Origin of the sequence: Ancylobacter aquaticus (assembly GCF_004339465.1) — a bacterium.
Lineage (GTDB): Bacteria > Pseudomonadota > Alphaproteobacteria > Rhizobiales > Xanthobacteraceae > Ancylobacter > Ancylobacter aquaticus.
On record NZ_SMFY01000002.1, the window covers coordinates 13138 to 25993 of the forward strand.

The window sequence follows — 12856 nt, forward strand, 5'->3', positions numbered from 1 at the left end:
GGGGCCGCTGCATTCGGCCTTCCCCCTCCCGCCGGGACTGGGGTGGAAGGTGCCGGGCAGGGAGTCCGGGGCACCGTCGAAACCAAGGGTGACGTCGTGATTCAAAAGAACTGGCAAGAGCTGATCAAGCCCGAGAAGCTTGAAGTCTCGCTCGGCAGCGACCCGAAGCGCCTGGCGACCGTCGTCGCCGAGCCGCTTGAGCGCGGCTTCGGGCAGACGCTCGGCAATGCGCTGCGCCGCATCCTGCTGTCGTCGCTTCAGGGCGCGGCGGTGACGTCCGTGCATATTGACGGGGTGCTGCACGAGTTCTCGTCGATCCCGGGCGTGCGCGAGGACGTGACCGACATCGTCCTCAACATCAAGGACATCGCCATCAAGATGGCGGGCGATGGCCCCAAGCGCATGGTTGTGAAGAAGCAGGGTCCGGGTGTCGTCACCGCCGGTGACATCCAGACCGTGGGCGACGTGCAGGTGCTGAACCCCGAGCTCGTGCTCTGCACGCTCGACGACGGCGCCGAAATCCGCATGGAGTTCACCGTCGACACCGGCAAGGGTTACATTGCCGCCGACCGCAACCGCCCCGAAGACGCGCCCATCGGCCTCATCCCGGTCGACAGCCTCTATTCGCCGGTCAAGAAGGTCTCCTACAAGGTCGAGAACACCCGCGAGGGTCAGATCCTCGACTATGACAAGCTGACACTGACCATCGAAACCAATGGCTCGGTCGGCCCCGAGGATGCGTTGGCCTATGCCGCGCGCATCCTGCAGGACCAGTTCGAGATCTTCGTCAATTTCGAGGAGCCCAAGCGCGAGACGGAAAGCCCTGTCATGCAGGAGCTTCCCTTCAACCCGGCGCTGCTCAAGAAGGTGGACGAGCTGGAACTGTCGGTCCGTTCGGCGAACTGCCTGAAGAACGACAACATCGTCTATATCGGCGACCTGATCCAGAAGACCGAGGCGGAGATGCTCCGTACCCCGAACTTCGGCCGCAAGTCGCTGAACGAGATCAAGGAAGTTCTCGCCAGCATGGGCCTGCACCTCGGCATGGAAGTGCCGGGCTGGCCGCCGGAGAACATCGAGGATCTCGCCAAGCGGTTCGAAGATCACTATTGAGCATTGAGCGCGGCGTTCGAGCCGTCACCCGTATCTCCCGGCTCGAAAGCCGCCGCATTTAGGATTTTTGCCATGAACCACGGCAAGACGTATCGCAAGTTCAACCGGACCGCAGAGCACCGCAAGGCCATGTTCGCCAACATGTGCCAGGCGCTCATCACCCATGAGCAGATCATGACCACCCTGCCGAAGGCGAAGGATCTTCGCCCGGTTGTGGAAAAGCTGATCACGCTGGGCAAGCGCGGCGGTCTCCATGCCCGCCGTCAGGCTATCGCCGAAGTGCGCGACGTCGCTGTCGTGCGCAAGCTCTTCGACGTGATCGGCCCGCGCTACAAGGAGCGCAATGGCGGCTACACCCGCATCATCAAGGCGGGCTTCCGCCACGGTGATTCGGCGGCGATTGCCGTGATCGAGCTGGTCGATCGCGACGAATCGGCCAAGGGCGCCGCTGACATCGCCCGTCACGAGGCCGCCAAGGCCGAGGAAGCCGCCGCCGCGTGAGCGTGACGGCAGCCGGACGTTAGATTTTCGGATCGGGGCGGCTTTTGCCGCCCCTTTTCTTTTGGCTGTGCCCCTTGGCAGTGCTCAGCAACACCAGCCGTGCGTCACGGCCCTTCCTACGCCACAGGGCGGGGATTATATCTGGCGTCATGAAACGCTTTGTCCTCATCGCCGCTTCGCTTCTCGCCGCCGCGCCGGCACTCGCCCAGGTGCCTGCCCAGCCCCCCGCCGCCGACGGGCCGCGCGTGCCGTCCTCGCGTGCCGAGATCGGCCTGAGCTTCGCGCCTGTGGTGGCGCGTACAGCGCCGGCCATCGTCAATGTCTATGCGCTGAAGACAACCCAGCGGAACAACCCGCTGCTGGACGACCCCTTCTTCCGCCGCTTCTTCGGCGATCGCGGCGGGCCCGATGTGCCCGGACTCGACATGCCGCGCGAGCGCATCCAGCGCTCGCTGGGGTCTGGCGTGCTGGTGGACCGCTCCGGCATCGTCGTCACCAACAACCATGTCATTGACGGCGCCGACGAGATTCGCCTGTCTCTGTCCGACAAGCGTGAATTCGATGCCGAGGTCGTGCTGCGCGACCCGCGCACCGACATCGCGATCCTCAAGATCAAGGGCGGTAAGGCGGATTTTCCCTCGGCGACGCTCGGCTCGTCGGACGACCTTCAGGTCGGCGACATCGTGTTGGCGATCGGCAATCCGTTCGGCGTCGGCCAGACGGTGACGCAGGGCATCGTCTCGGCGCTGGCCCGCACCCAGCGCGGCATTACCGATTACGGCTTCTTCATCCAGACCGACGCGGCGATCAATCCCGGCAATTCCGGGGGCGCGCTGGTGGACGGGGCGGGCCGTGTGGTCGGCATCAATACCGCGATCTTCTCGCGCTCCGGCGGCTCGCAGGGCATCGGCTTCGCCATTCCCGCCGATATGGTGCGGGTGGTGCTGCAATCGGCGCTTTCCGGCAGCAAGGTCGTTCGCCGGCCCTGGCTCGGCGCCGATCTGCAGCAGATGACGCCGGATCTCGCCGAGGGGCTCGACGTGGTGCGCCCGACCGGCGCGCTCGTGCAGAACATCTTCCCCGGCAGCCCGGCCGAAAAGGCGGGGCTGCGCGCGGGTGATCTCATCGTCGCTGTCGCCGGGCTGGAGGTCGATGATCCCGACGCTTTCGGCTTTCGCTTCGCTACCCGCCCGCTGGGCGGTTCGGTCGATCTCGGCATTATCCGGCAGGGAAAGCCGGTGACGATCCGTGTTGGACTGGAGACGGCGCCCGAGACGGTGCCGCGCGACGAACTGATACTGCAGGGCCGCTCGCCCTTGTCTGGGGCGACCGTGGTCAATCTCTCGCCGGCGGTGATCGAGGAGATGCGGACCATCGACGCCATGAAGGGCGTGGTGATCCTGACGGTCGAGGAGGGCTCGCCCGCCGAACGCACCAGCTTCCGCCCGGGCGATGTCATTCTTGACATCAACGGCACCGCCATCGCGACGACGGCGGATCTCCAGCGGGTCACCCGCGTGCCGTCGCGGTCGTGGCGGGTGACGCTCCAGCGCGGCGGGCGGGTCATTTCCGCCCTGCTGCCGGGTTGAGGCGGCCTTGTCCGATCTGTTCGCCTCTGCCGGACTTGAGAATGCCGCACCCCGGCCGCTGGCCGACCGGCTGCGCCCGCAGAAGCTTGCCGAGGTGGTGGGCCAGGAGCACCTGACGGGGGAGGGCGGTGCGCTCACCCGGATGATCGCCAACCGCTCGCTCGGCTCGCTCGTTTTCTGGGGCCCGCCGGGCACCGGAAAGACGACGGTGGCGCGGTTGCTGGCGCGAGAGGTCAATCTGCATTTCGAGCAGGTCTCCGCCATCTTCACCGGAGTCGCCGACCTCAAGAAGGTGTTCGAGGCCGCGCGGGGCCGGCGGGCGATCGGGCAGGGTACGCTGCTCTTCGTCGACGAAATCCACCGCTTCAATCGCGCCCAGCAGGACGGCTTCCTGCCGGTGATGGAAGACGGCACGATCACGCTGATCGGCGCCACGACGGAGAACCCGTCCTTCGAGCTGAACGCGGCGCTGCTGTCGCGCTCCCGCGTGCTGGTGTTCAAGGCGCTCGACGCCGAGGCGATCGACAGGCTGCTCCAGCGCGCGGAGACGCTGGAGGAACGGCGCCTGCCGCTCGACGCGGATGCGCGGGAGGCTTTGGCCGGCATGGCCGATGGCGACGGGCGCTATCTTCTCGGGCTCGTCGAGGAACTGCTGGCGCTGCCGGACGGGCCGGATCTCGATGTGGCGGGCCTCGCCGCGACCATGCAGAAGCGGGCCCCGATCTACGACAAGGCGCAGGACGAGCACTACAATCTGCTCAGTTGCTTCCACAAGAGCCTGCGCGGGTCGGACGTGAACGGCGCCATGTACTGGGCTGCGCGCATGCTGACGGGTGGCGAGGACCCGGGCACGGTGTTCCGCCGTCTGTGCTGCGCCGCGTCCGAGGATGTCGGCATGGCCGACCCGCAGGCGATGCCACAGGTGGTAGCGGCGTGGTCAGCCTTCGAGCGCGTCGGCTGGCCTGAGGGGCGGCTGTTCCTGGCGCAGGCGATCGCCTATGTGGCGACGGCGCCCAAATCCAACGCGTCCTATTCCGCGTTCAACGCGGCGCTGGCGCTCGCCCAGAAGACCGGCTCGCTGGCGCCGCCCAAGGCTATCCTCAACGCGCCGACCAAGCTGATGAAGGAACTCGGCTATCACGCCGGCTACCAGTACGATCACGATTTCCCCGATGCGTTCGCGGGCCAGCAGTTCTTCCCGGAAGAGCTCGCCGGCGACCCCCGGGCGGAGTTCTATGCGCCCAACGAGCGCGGCTTCGAGCGCGAGGTCAAGAAGCGCCTGGAATACTGGGCGCGGCTGAGGGTGGAGCGGCAGGGCGGCGATTAGAGCCCTTTCCGATCAGGTGGAATCCCCTGATCGGAAAGGGCTCATGATCAATAAGCTGGAGCATTTTATCGTCGCGAAAGTCTGTCAACTTTCGTGGAAAATGCTCGAGGCCGGGGCAGTTGGACAGGCGGGGCTGACGGCGTGCAGGGCATCATTCTCATCTTCATCGGGGCCGGCATCGGCGGCGTCCTGCGCAACACGCTCGGCATGGCCGTCATGCGGACATTCGGCATGGGCTTTCCCTATGGCACGCTGGCGATCAACGTCATCGGCAGTTTTACGATAGGCATCGTCGCCGGATGGCTCACCTTCATGGCCACCGGCGCCTGGACGATGCACGCGCGGGCTTTCATCATCACCGGCATTCTCGGCGGCTTCACCACCTTCTCCACCTTCTCGCTCGACACCGTCTTGCTGGTCGAGCGCGGTGAAGTGGGGCTGGCGGCTCTCTATGTCGCCGGTTCGGTCGGGCTCGCGCTGGCGGGCGCGTTCGGTGGATTGGCGCTCATGCGTGCTCTCGCGTGACGTGGCGCCGTCTCTCGGCTATGTGCTGGGGCGAGGAGTAACCGATCCATGGCCGTTGAGACACGCCGCGTCGACGCGGACGAAGAGGGCATGCGGCTCGACCGCTGGTTCAAGTCGCATTTTCCCGACCTTTCCTTTGGTCATCTGCAGAAGCTGCTGCGCGGCGGGCAGGTGCGGGTGGAGGGTGGCCGGGTGAAGACCAACACCCGGCTCTCCGCCGGGCAGGTCATTCGCATCCCTCCGCTGGAGGAAAAGCCGCAGCTCTCCGCCGCCGACCATCTGGAGGCGGAGGAAGCGAAGGCGCGTGGCGAGACGCCGCCCCGTCCGTCCCCGCGCGCGGCTCCCACCGATGGCGAGGAAGAGCTGTCCACGCCGGCGGTGCGGCGCCCGAGTTCCGACGACAAGGACGCCCGCGCGCTCAAGGACATGACGCTCTATGAGGACCGCGACGTGCTGGTGCTCAACAAGCCGTTCGGCCTTGCGGTCCAGGGCGGCTCGGGCACCTATCGCCATGTCGACGGCATGCTGGAGGCGCTGCGCGGCTCCGACGGGCAGAAGCCCCGCCTGGTCCACCGCATCGACAAGGACACGTCCGGCATCCTGCTGGTGGCGAAGTCCCGCCTGTCGGCCTCGACACTGGCCAAGACCTTCCGCTCGCGCTCGGCCCGCAAGGTCTATTGGGCGCTGGTTCCCGGCGTGCCGCGTCCCGCCCAGGGCCGCATCTCGACCTATCTCGCCAAGGACGAGGCGGCGGAAAAAATGCGCGTCGCTCGCCATGGCGACGACGAGGCCAGCCACGCCATCTCCTATTATGCCGTGGTGGACAATGCAGCGCAGAAGCTCGCCTGGCTGTCGATGAAGCCGGTAACGGGCCGCACCCATCAGTTGCGCGCCCATGCCGCCCATATCGGCCACCCCATTGTTGGCGACCCGAAATATTTCGACATCGAGAACTGGCCGCTGCCGGGTGGGCTGCAGAATCGGCTGCATCTTCTGGCGCGCCGGCTGGTCATCCCGCACCCGCGCGGTGACAAGCTGATCGACGTCTCGGCGCCGCTGCCGCCGCACATGCAGCAGAGCTGGAATGTGCTCGGCTTCGACGCCTCGCAGTACGACCCGATCGTCGACGCTCCGGAAAGCTGAGCCGGGGCGGGCGGGGCCGTCGCTGGCGGCGGAGGAGCGTATGGCAGTGGATGCGCGCCTGCATGGATGGCGCGGCCGCTGGCGATGGGCTACGCAGCTTCGCAATCGCCCTCCGCACGGAGCCTCGCTCATGTCGCCCGCCGCCTGCCGCGCCGCGCTTGCCCTGTTAGTGTGCCTCGGCGCGGCTTCGCCCTCGGCCGCCGCGATGGCGCAGGACTGCACGGGCAAGCTGGGGACCTCGCGGGTGATGCAGGTCGATCCGGTTGGCCTTCAGGTCGGGACCAAGCATTTTCCGCAGACGCTCGATCTCGCCGAGCGGGAAGTCGTGCTCACATTCGACGATGGCCCGCTTCCGGGCACGACGCCGGCGGTGCTGAAGGCGCTGGCGCGCGAATGCGTGCGGGCCTCCTTCTTCGTCATCGGCCGCAACGCTGCCGCCCATCCCGATCTGCTGCGCCGCGAGATCGCCGAAGGGCACACGGTTGCCCATCACAGCATGACCCATCCGATGACGCTGGCCGACATCTCCTACGACAAGGCCGTGGCGGACATTGAGAAGGGGATCAAGGCGGACGACAAGGCCGCCTATGGCGCCAGCGGCACCCGCCCGCGCGTGCCCTTCTTCCGCTTTCCCGGGTTTGGTGCTTCGCCTGAACTGCTCGATTACCTGAAGGGGCGTGGCATAGGCGTGTTCGGCGCCGATCTCTGGGCATCCGATTGGAACCCGATGACGCCGGAAGAGCAACTCACGCTGGTCATGGCCCGCCTCGACCATGCGGGAAGGGGGATCATTCTCTTTCACGACACGCGGGCGCAGACGGCCCGGATGCTGCCGGCATTTCTCACGGCGTTGAAGGAGAAGGGATACCGCGTCGTCCACATCGTGCCGGCGCCCCCGCAGACCGCGACGGCGCCGTAGGGCGGCCGCGCAAGCGCGTTTTCGGCCCTGAAACGACAACGGCGACCCGAGGGTCGCCGTGTGTTCCGAAAACCGGAGAATATGGTGCGGTCGAGAGGACTCGAACCTCCACGGTGTTACCCACTGCCACCTCAAGGCAGCGCGTCTACCAATTCCGCCACGACCGCATCGCTGGCGCTTGGCTGCTTCGTCAGCGGCCTGCGCGAGCGGGGCATCGTCTAGCAGATGGAATAGGGGTCCACAAGAGCCGCCGGGGTCCGGCGCGCGCCTGTGGACAGTCTCGCGTGCCGCGCATGGCTGTACAGGCGACAGAAGCGGGGGCAGCCATTATGTATCGGCCATGGAAGACGCTGCCGATATCCCCGTAAATGCCGGTGCCGCGAGACGTGACGGCCTGCGCCCGCTGCTGCTGCCCAAACCCGGCGCTGCCCCGGTGCGCTGGCGCGTGTCGGCCGCGCCGGTGGCCTATCCCGAGGCGCTGGCAGAGATGGACCGGGTGGCCGAGGCGATCGCCGCCGGTGCGGCGGACGAACTCGTCTGGCTGCTGGAGCATCCCCCACTCTACACGGCCGGCACCAGCGCCCGCGCCGAGGATCTGGTCGATCCGGCCCGTTTGCCGATCTTCGATACCGGACGGGGAGGGCAGTTCACTTATCATGGCCCCGGCCAGCGCGTGGCCTATGTGATGCTGGATCTCAAGCGGCGCGAGCCGGACGTGCGCCGCTATGTGGCGGCGCTGGAGGAATGGCTGATTCGCGCGCTCGATTCGTTCAATGTGCGGGGCGAGCGACGGGAGGACCGCGTCGGCGTGTGGGTGCGCCGGCCGGAGAAGGCGGGCACGGGCGAGGACAAGATCGCCGCCATCGGCATCCGCGTGCGCCGCTGGGTGACGCTGCACGGCGTGTCGCTCAATGTGGAGCCGGACCTTTCGCATTTCGCCGGCATCGTGCCCTGCGGCGTGCGCGAACACGGCGTCACCAGCCTCGTCGACCTCGGCCTGCCGGTGACGATGGACGATGCCGATCTCGCCCTGCGCCGCGCCTTCGAGACGGTGTTCGGGCCTACCGTGGATCAGGCCGTCTAGGCTAGACCGTCGGCCAGATGGCGAATCCGCCGAAGGCTTCCGCAACCGGCACGACCGCTTCCCGGACCGTCACCTCGGTGACATCAGCCGCCGCAGGCCCCGCGCGGCAGGTCGCCAAGAAATCGGCCAGCGTGGGCGCTGGCGCGAATATGAGCGCTTCCACGCTGCCGTCGCGCCGGTTGCGGACCCAGCCCGCCAGGCTCCGCCTCTCGGCCTCGCGCGCAAGCCACGCACGGTAGCCTACGCCCTGCACCCGTCCGTGCACGAGGAGCCGGGTCGCCGCAACGCTTGCCATAGGGGGGCTCCTTCAACAAAGTTTCGGTAGCGCGAAACCGCAGGCGGCTTAAGGAATTGTCCCTGCGCCGACTCTTCATTAACACCAGCCCGTCCATGAACGCGCATCGTTCCCGTCGCGGGCCGATCCGTCCATTCCTCATGACCCGTCCGGAGTAGGCATGCGCGAAGAGAACGATCTCGCCACCCCGCCGCGCGGGCCGGAGCACGATAACGATCCGAGCGAGACGCCCGGCTTCGTCGAGGCGGTGGTTGGTGCCATCGACGCCGGCGATGTCGCGGCCTTGCGCGCCATCGTCAGCGATCTCCACGAGACCGATGTCGCGCGGCTGCTCGAAGCGCTCCCGGCCTCGGATCGTCCCCAACTGATCGAACTCCTGGGCAGCGATTTCGATTTCACCGCGCTGACCGAGCTCGACGAGACGGTGCGTGTGCAGATCCTTGAGGCGCTGTCGACCCAGACCGTCGTCGACGGTGTGCGCGACCTCGATTCTGATGATGCGGTCTATATTCTTGAAGACCTCAACGACGCCGACAAGCAGGAAATTCTCTCCAATCTGTCGATCCCGGAGCGGGCGGCGCTTCAGCGCAGCCTGGATTATCCCGAGGAAAGCGCCGGCCGGCGCATGCAGACGGAGTTCATTGCGCTGCCGCCCTATTGGACCGTCGGCCAGACGCTGGATTATATCGGCGAGACCGAGGGGCTGCCCGAGACCTTTTTCGAGGTGTTCGTCGTCGACGCCACCTATCGGCTGAACGGCTCGGTGCCGCTCGACCGGCTTTTGCGCACCAAGCGCGGCACCAAGCTCAGCGACGTGGTGACGCCGGACCGTCACGTGGTCAACGCCACCGACGATCAGGAAGACGTGGCGCGCGTCTTCGAGCGCTACAACCTCATCTCCGCGCCGGTGGTCGACGAGGCGGGGCGCCTCGTCGGCGTGCTCACCGTCGACGACATCGTCGACGTGATCCAGGAAGAGGCGGAGGAGGACCTGAAGGCGCTCGGCGGCGTGGCGGGTGACGAGGAATTGTCCGATAGCTTTTGGTACATCGCCCGCAGCCGCTTCTCCTGGCTCCTGCTGAACCTGATCGCCGCCAACATCGCGTCCTTCGTCATTGCGCTGTTCGAGGACGAGCTCCAGCGCATGGTGGCGCTCGCCGTGCTGATGCCGATCGTCGCCAGCCAGGGCGGCAATGCCGCCACGCAGACCATGACGGTGGCGGTACGGGCGCTCGCCACCCGCGAGCTGCGGCCGAGCAATGCCAAGCGGGTCATCGCGCGCGAACTGCTGGTGGGCCTCTTCAACGGCGTGGTCTTCGCCGTGATCATGGCCGTGGTCGTGTTTGCGCGCTTCGGCGTGGCCGATCTCGGCTTCGTCATCGCTCTTGCCATGATAATCAATCTGGCGGCTGCCGCATTGGGTGGTATTTTAATCCCGCTGGCGCTCGACCGTCTGAAGGTCGATCCGGCGGTCGCGTCGGGTCCGTTCGTGACCACCATCACCGATGTGGTCGGTTTTTTTGCCTTTCTCGGGATCGCGTCTCTGTGGTTCTAGGCAGGGGCTGCGGCCGGTCCTGAGGCTGGTACTGCCGACGGGTCCGGTGAGCTGAGGAGGCGCTGCGTGTTCTTCTACGTCTCGAAGATCTTCTGGATGATCGCGGCGCCCTCCACCCTGCTCCCCCTGATCGCCTTGGCGGGGCTGGCGGTGAGCCTGCGCTGGCGCCGGCTTGGCATGACGCTGGCCACACTCGGCGTGGTGGGCCTGCTGTTGATCGGCCTCGGCCCGTTCGGTCGCATGCTGCTCGTGCCGCTGGAGGGGCGCTTCCCGCCCTATTCCGAGGACGGGCGACGTGTCGATGGCATCGTCGTTCTTGGCGGATCGGAACTCCCCGGCATCAGCGCTGCCCGGGGGCAGCCGTCTTTCCAGGAATCGGCCGAGCGTATTCTGGCGATGGGTGAGCTCGCCCGGCGCTATCCGCAGGCCCGCATCGTCGTCGCCGGCGGCAGCGGTCGCCTGGGCGAGTCACCGATGCAGGAGGCGGATGTGGTGCGTATGGCGCTGCCGCAGATCGGGCTTGCGGAAGAGCGCGTGACATTCGAGACCGCCTCGCGCAATACGGAGGAGAATGCACGTCTGGCGAAGGCTCTGGTCAAACCCGGCCCGGACGAAAACTGGCTTCTCGTGACCTCCGCCTATCACATGCCGCGCGCGGTGGGCTGCTTCCGGGCGGCCGGCTTTCCGGTCACGGCCTATCCGGTGGACTTCCGCACGACCGGAAACCCCGGCTATTTCCGCCTCTTCAGCTCGGTAGCGGAAGGGTTGGGCTTCTTCGAGCTGGCGCTGCGTGAGTGGATCGGGCTTTCCGTGTATTATTTTACCGGCCGCATCGGCAGCCCGCTGCCGGGGCCGCAACCGGGCTGACAGCCGCGTGCATGTTTTAAACGTCGTTCGTGCGAGATCAGCTTAACGGAGGGCGGCGCCCATGCCGCAAGAAGACGACCAAATTATCCCGAAGATCATCCATACCTGCTGGTTCGGTGGAGGTCGGAAATCCGCGAAGATGCTCAAATTAGAGCGGCTTCGTAAGCAGACGCTTCATGACTATGAGCATGTCGAATGGAACGAGAAAAATATAGAATTCGCAAGATTTCCGTTCCTCGCAAAATGCCATCAGTCGAGACATTTCGCCCATCTTTCCGACATGGTTCGGCTGATCAAGCTGTTTGAGATCGGGGGGATTTATCTCGACACGGATGTCGAGGTCGTGCGGACCTTTACACCATTGCTGTCGAACGAAATGTTCCTGGGATATATGTGGGACTGCAATCTCGGCACGGCGATCATTGGTGCCCGGGCGGGACATCCCATCATAGAAGGCCTGCTGGAGACCTATGTCGTTCGACCCGACGAGATATCGACGGATGTTCCCAACAACGACATGATGACGGCCGCCTTTATTGCCACGGTCGAGGGTTTCCGGCTCGACGGGCGTGCATGGCGGGGAAAGAACGTGGCGGTCTACGACAAGACCACCTTTGAACATCCGTCCTTTCTCTGGCGCAGGAACTACACGGTGCACCATTTCAGCGCGAGCTGGAGGCAGGAGAGACGTGCCAAGGCCGTCATCAAGGGCCTGATCGCGCAAATGCCCTTGGGGCTCTACCTCTACAGGAAGTACATCTGCGCGAAATCGATCGGGCTCTCGCCCTTTAAGGACCTCTACAAGGAGGCGAGGGCGAGCGCTCCACGGCCGGTGCCTCCCCCTCAGGAGGCGGGCGGCAGGCCGAGCCGGTAGACGCCGCGAAGTTCCGCCGGGTCGACCGGCTTGCCCTTGCGATAGATGACCAGGCGCCCGGTCTGTGCAAGGCGCAGGGCGCCACGCCGCACGGAGGGAAGCAGGCTCTGCCAGTCGGGCCCGGTGGCGACGCTGCGCGCGACATCCTCCGGCGTCACCGACTTTGCCGCGCCAGGCTGGCCGGCGACAGCGAGGATGGCCGCTTCCACGGCTTCTTCGGAGGGGCGGGAAGGACTATCCGTCATTGTCGAGTACCCAGTGCGAATCCCGGCCAAGCTGCCGGTTGATCATGACGAGGAAGATGGCGAGCGTCGCGGCCATCAGCGCCCAGCCATTGATGTACCAGCCGAGATAGGCGATGGCGAAGAAGAAGGAGCGTTGCCCACGGTTGAAGTGTCGCCCGGCGATCGTCGCCATGCGGGCAAGCTTGATGACATGGGCCTTAGCCTGCGGCGTTCCGGCCTCGGAGGGCGGCGGCGTCGACCCGAGCAGGATTGTCGAGTAATTGAACAGCCGGTAGGCCCAGGCAAACTTGAAGAAGGCGTTGGCGAAGATCAGCGTCAGGCCAAGCGTCTTCAGCTCCCAACTCGTGCGGTTCGGGGCGCCGAAGGGCAGGTCGCGGAAAAGCGCCATCACCGCTTCGGTGGATTGCAGGATGGCGAGCGTGGCGCCGATGGCCAGCAGCGATGTGGAAGCGAAGAAGGCCGTTCCATTCTGCAGTGCAGCGATGATCTGAGCATCGACGATGCGGTTCTCGCGTTCCAGCATGCGCCGCATCCACTCGTGCCGGTACGCGTCCATGCGCCGGTTCAGCGTGCGCGATTCGGCCCAGCTTCCCTCCATCACCATGTGATAGGCCACCCAGGCCAGGCAGAACGTGGAGAAGGCGATCGCGTCGATAGTGGTGAAGCCGAGCATGGTGTTACCTGGATATCCGCCGGTCGTTCGGGTGCCGTCGGGCGGCCCTTATGCCGGGGTGAGCGGGGTGACGAGTGCTTTCAACAGCTCCGAGGACGGCTTGTCGAGCGGGGTTCCATGCGGCGCAGGCAGGGCTGCACTGCACG

At 66.0% G+C, this 12856-nt stretch carries 14 protein-coding genes and 1 tRNA gene; 11 read left to right on the plus strand and 4 right to left on the minus strand.

Features of this window, described 5'->3' with window-relative positions; translation table 11 throughout:
* Nucleotides 1–42 precede the first annotated feature (42 nt).
* The 7 genes from EV667_RS09445 (at nt 43) to EV667_RS09475 (ending at nt 7117) form a co-directional block, all read left to right on the plus strand.
* The gene (locus tag EV667_RS09445; RefSeq protein ID WP_207907729.1) at nt 43–1113 is read left to right on the plus strand and encodes a DNA-directed RNA polymerase subunit alpha; all 1071 of its coding nucleotides are present in this window, start codon (nt 43–45) and stop codon (nt 1111–1113) included.
* Between the two features lie 72 nt (nt 1114–1185).
* Nucleotides 1186–1614: a 50S ribosomal protein L17 gene (rplQ, locus tag EV667_RS09450; protein WP_018390625.1), complete on the plus strand. Its 429-nt coding sequence runs from the start codon at nt 1186–1188 to the stop codon at nt 1612–1614.
* Nucleotides 1615–1763: 149 nt separating this feature from the next.
* Nucleotides 1764–3203 carry a DegQ family serine endoprotease gene (locus EV667_RS09455; protein ID WP_131835117.1) on the plus strand — a complete coding sequence of 480 codons (1440 nt, stop codon included), beginning with the start codon at nt 1764–1766 and terminating at the stop codon, nt 3201–3203.
* A 7-nt stretch (nt 3204–3210) separates the two neighbouring features.
* A complete protein-coding gene (locus EV667_RS09460) occupies nt 3211–4530 on the plus strand; it encodes a replication-associated recombination protein A (RefSeq protein ID WP_131835118.1) in 1320 nt (439 codons plus the stop codon).
* A gap of 141 nt (nt 4531–4671) precedes the next feature.
* The gene (crcB, locus tag EV667_RS09465) at nt 4672–5055 is read left to right on the plus strand and encodes a fluoride efflux transporter CrcB (RefSeq protein WP_131835119.1); all 384 of its coding nucleotides are present in this window, start codon (nt 4672–4674) and stop codon (nt 5053–5055) included.
* 48 nt (nt 5056–5103) lie between these two features.
* The gene (locus tag EV667_RS09470) at nt 5104–6198 is read left to right on the plus strand and encodes an RluA family pseudouridine synthase (RefSeq protein WP_131835120.1); all 1095 of its coding nucleotides are present in this window, start codon (nt 5104–5106) and stop codon (nt 6196–6198) included.
* Nucleotides 6199–6328: 130 nt separating this feature from the next.
* Nucleotides 6329–7117: a polysaccharide deacetylase family protein gene (locus tag EV667_RS09475; protein ID WP_131835121.1), complete on the plus strand. Its 789-nt coding sequence runs from the start codon at nt 6329–6331 to the stop codon at nt 7115–7117.
* Between the two features lie 82 nt (nt 7118–7199).
* Here the strand turns inward: EV667_RS09475 and EV667_RS09480 are convergent.
* A tRNA-Leu gene (locus EV667_RS09480) sits at nt 7200–7284 on the minus strand.
* 173 nt (nt 7285–7457) lie between these two features.
* Between EV667_RS09480 and lipB the strand changes: the two genes are divergently transcribed.
* Nucleotides 7458–8201, plus strand: a complete 744-nt coding sequence (gene lipB / locus EV667_RS09485; protein WP_131835122.1) for a lipoyl(octanoyl) transferase LipB — start codon at nt 7458–7460, stop codon at nt 8199–8201.
* Nucleotide 8202: 1 nt separating this feature from the next.
* On the opposite strand, the gene EV667_RS09490 is transcribed toward lipB, so the two are convergent.
* Nucleotides 8203–8496 carry an acylphosphatase gene (locus EV667_RS09490; RefSeq protein ID WP_131835123.1) on the minus strand — a complete coding sequence of 98 codons (294 nt, stop codon included), beginning with the start codon at nt 8494–8496 and terminating at the stop codon, nt 8203–8205.
* Between the two features lie 160 nt (nt 8497–8656).
* On the opposite strand from EV667_RS09490, the gene mgtE reads away from it, so the two are divergent.
* The 3 genes from mgtE (at nt 8657) to EV667_RS09505 (ending at nt 11792) form a co-directional block, all read left to right on the plus strand.
* The gene (gene mgtE, locus EV667_RS09495) at nt 8657–10051 is read left to right on the plus strand and encodes a magnesium transporter (protein ID WP_131835124.1); all 1395 of its coding nucleotides are present in this window, start codon (nt 8657–8659) and stop codon (nt 10049–10051) included.
* A gap of 66 nt (nt 10052–10117) precedes the next feature.
* Nucleotides 10118–10918 carry a YdcF family protein gene (locus EV667_RS09500; protein WP_131835125.1) on the plus strand — a complete coding sequence of 267 codons (801 nt, stop codon included), beginning with the start codon at nt 10118–10120 and terminating at the stop codon, nt 10916–10918.
* A gap of 61 nt (nt 10919–10979) precedes the next feature.
* Nucleotides 10980–11792: a glycosyltransferase family 32 protein gene (locus tag EV667_RS09505; RefSeq protein WP_131835126.1), complete on the plus strand. Its 813-nt coding sequence runs from the start codon at nt 10980–10982 to the stop codon at nt 11790–11792.
* Here EV667_RS09505 and EV667_RS09510 read toward each other — a convergent pair.
* Both EV667_RS09510 and EV667_RS09515 read right to left on the minus strand, forming a co-directional pair.
* Nucleotides 11762–12037 (minus strand): DUF3253 domain-containing protein, encoded by a 276-nt coding sequence (locus EV667_RS09510; protein WP_131835127.1) that lies wholly within the window; start codon nt 12035–12037, stop codon nt 11762–11764. The genes EV667_RS09505 and EV667_RS09510 overlap by 31 nt on opposite strands.
* Nucleotides 12027–12710, minus strand: a complete 684-nt coding sequence (locus tag EV667_RS09515) for a DUF599 domain-containing protein (RefSeq protein ID WP_131835128.1) — start codon at nt 12708–12710, stop codon at nt 12027–12029. The genes EV667_RS09510 and EV667_RS09515 overlap by 11 nt, the downstream gene beginning before the upstream one ends.
* Nucleotides 12711–12856 lie beyond the last annotated feature (146 nt).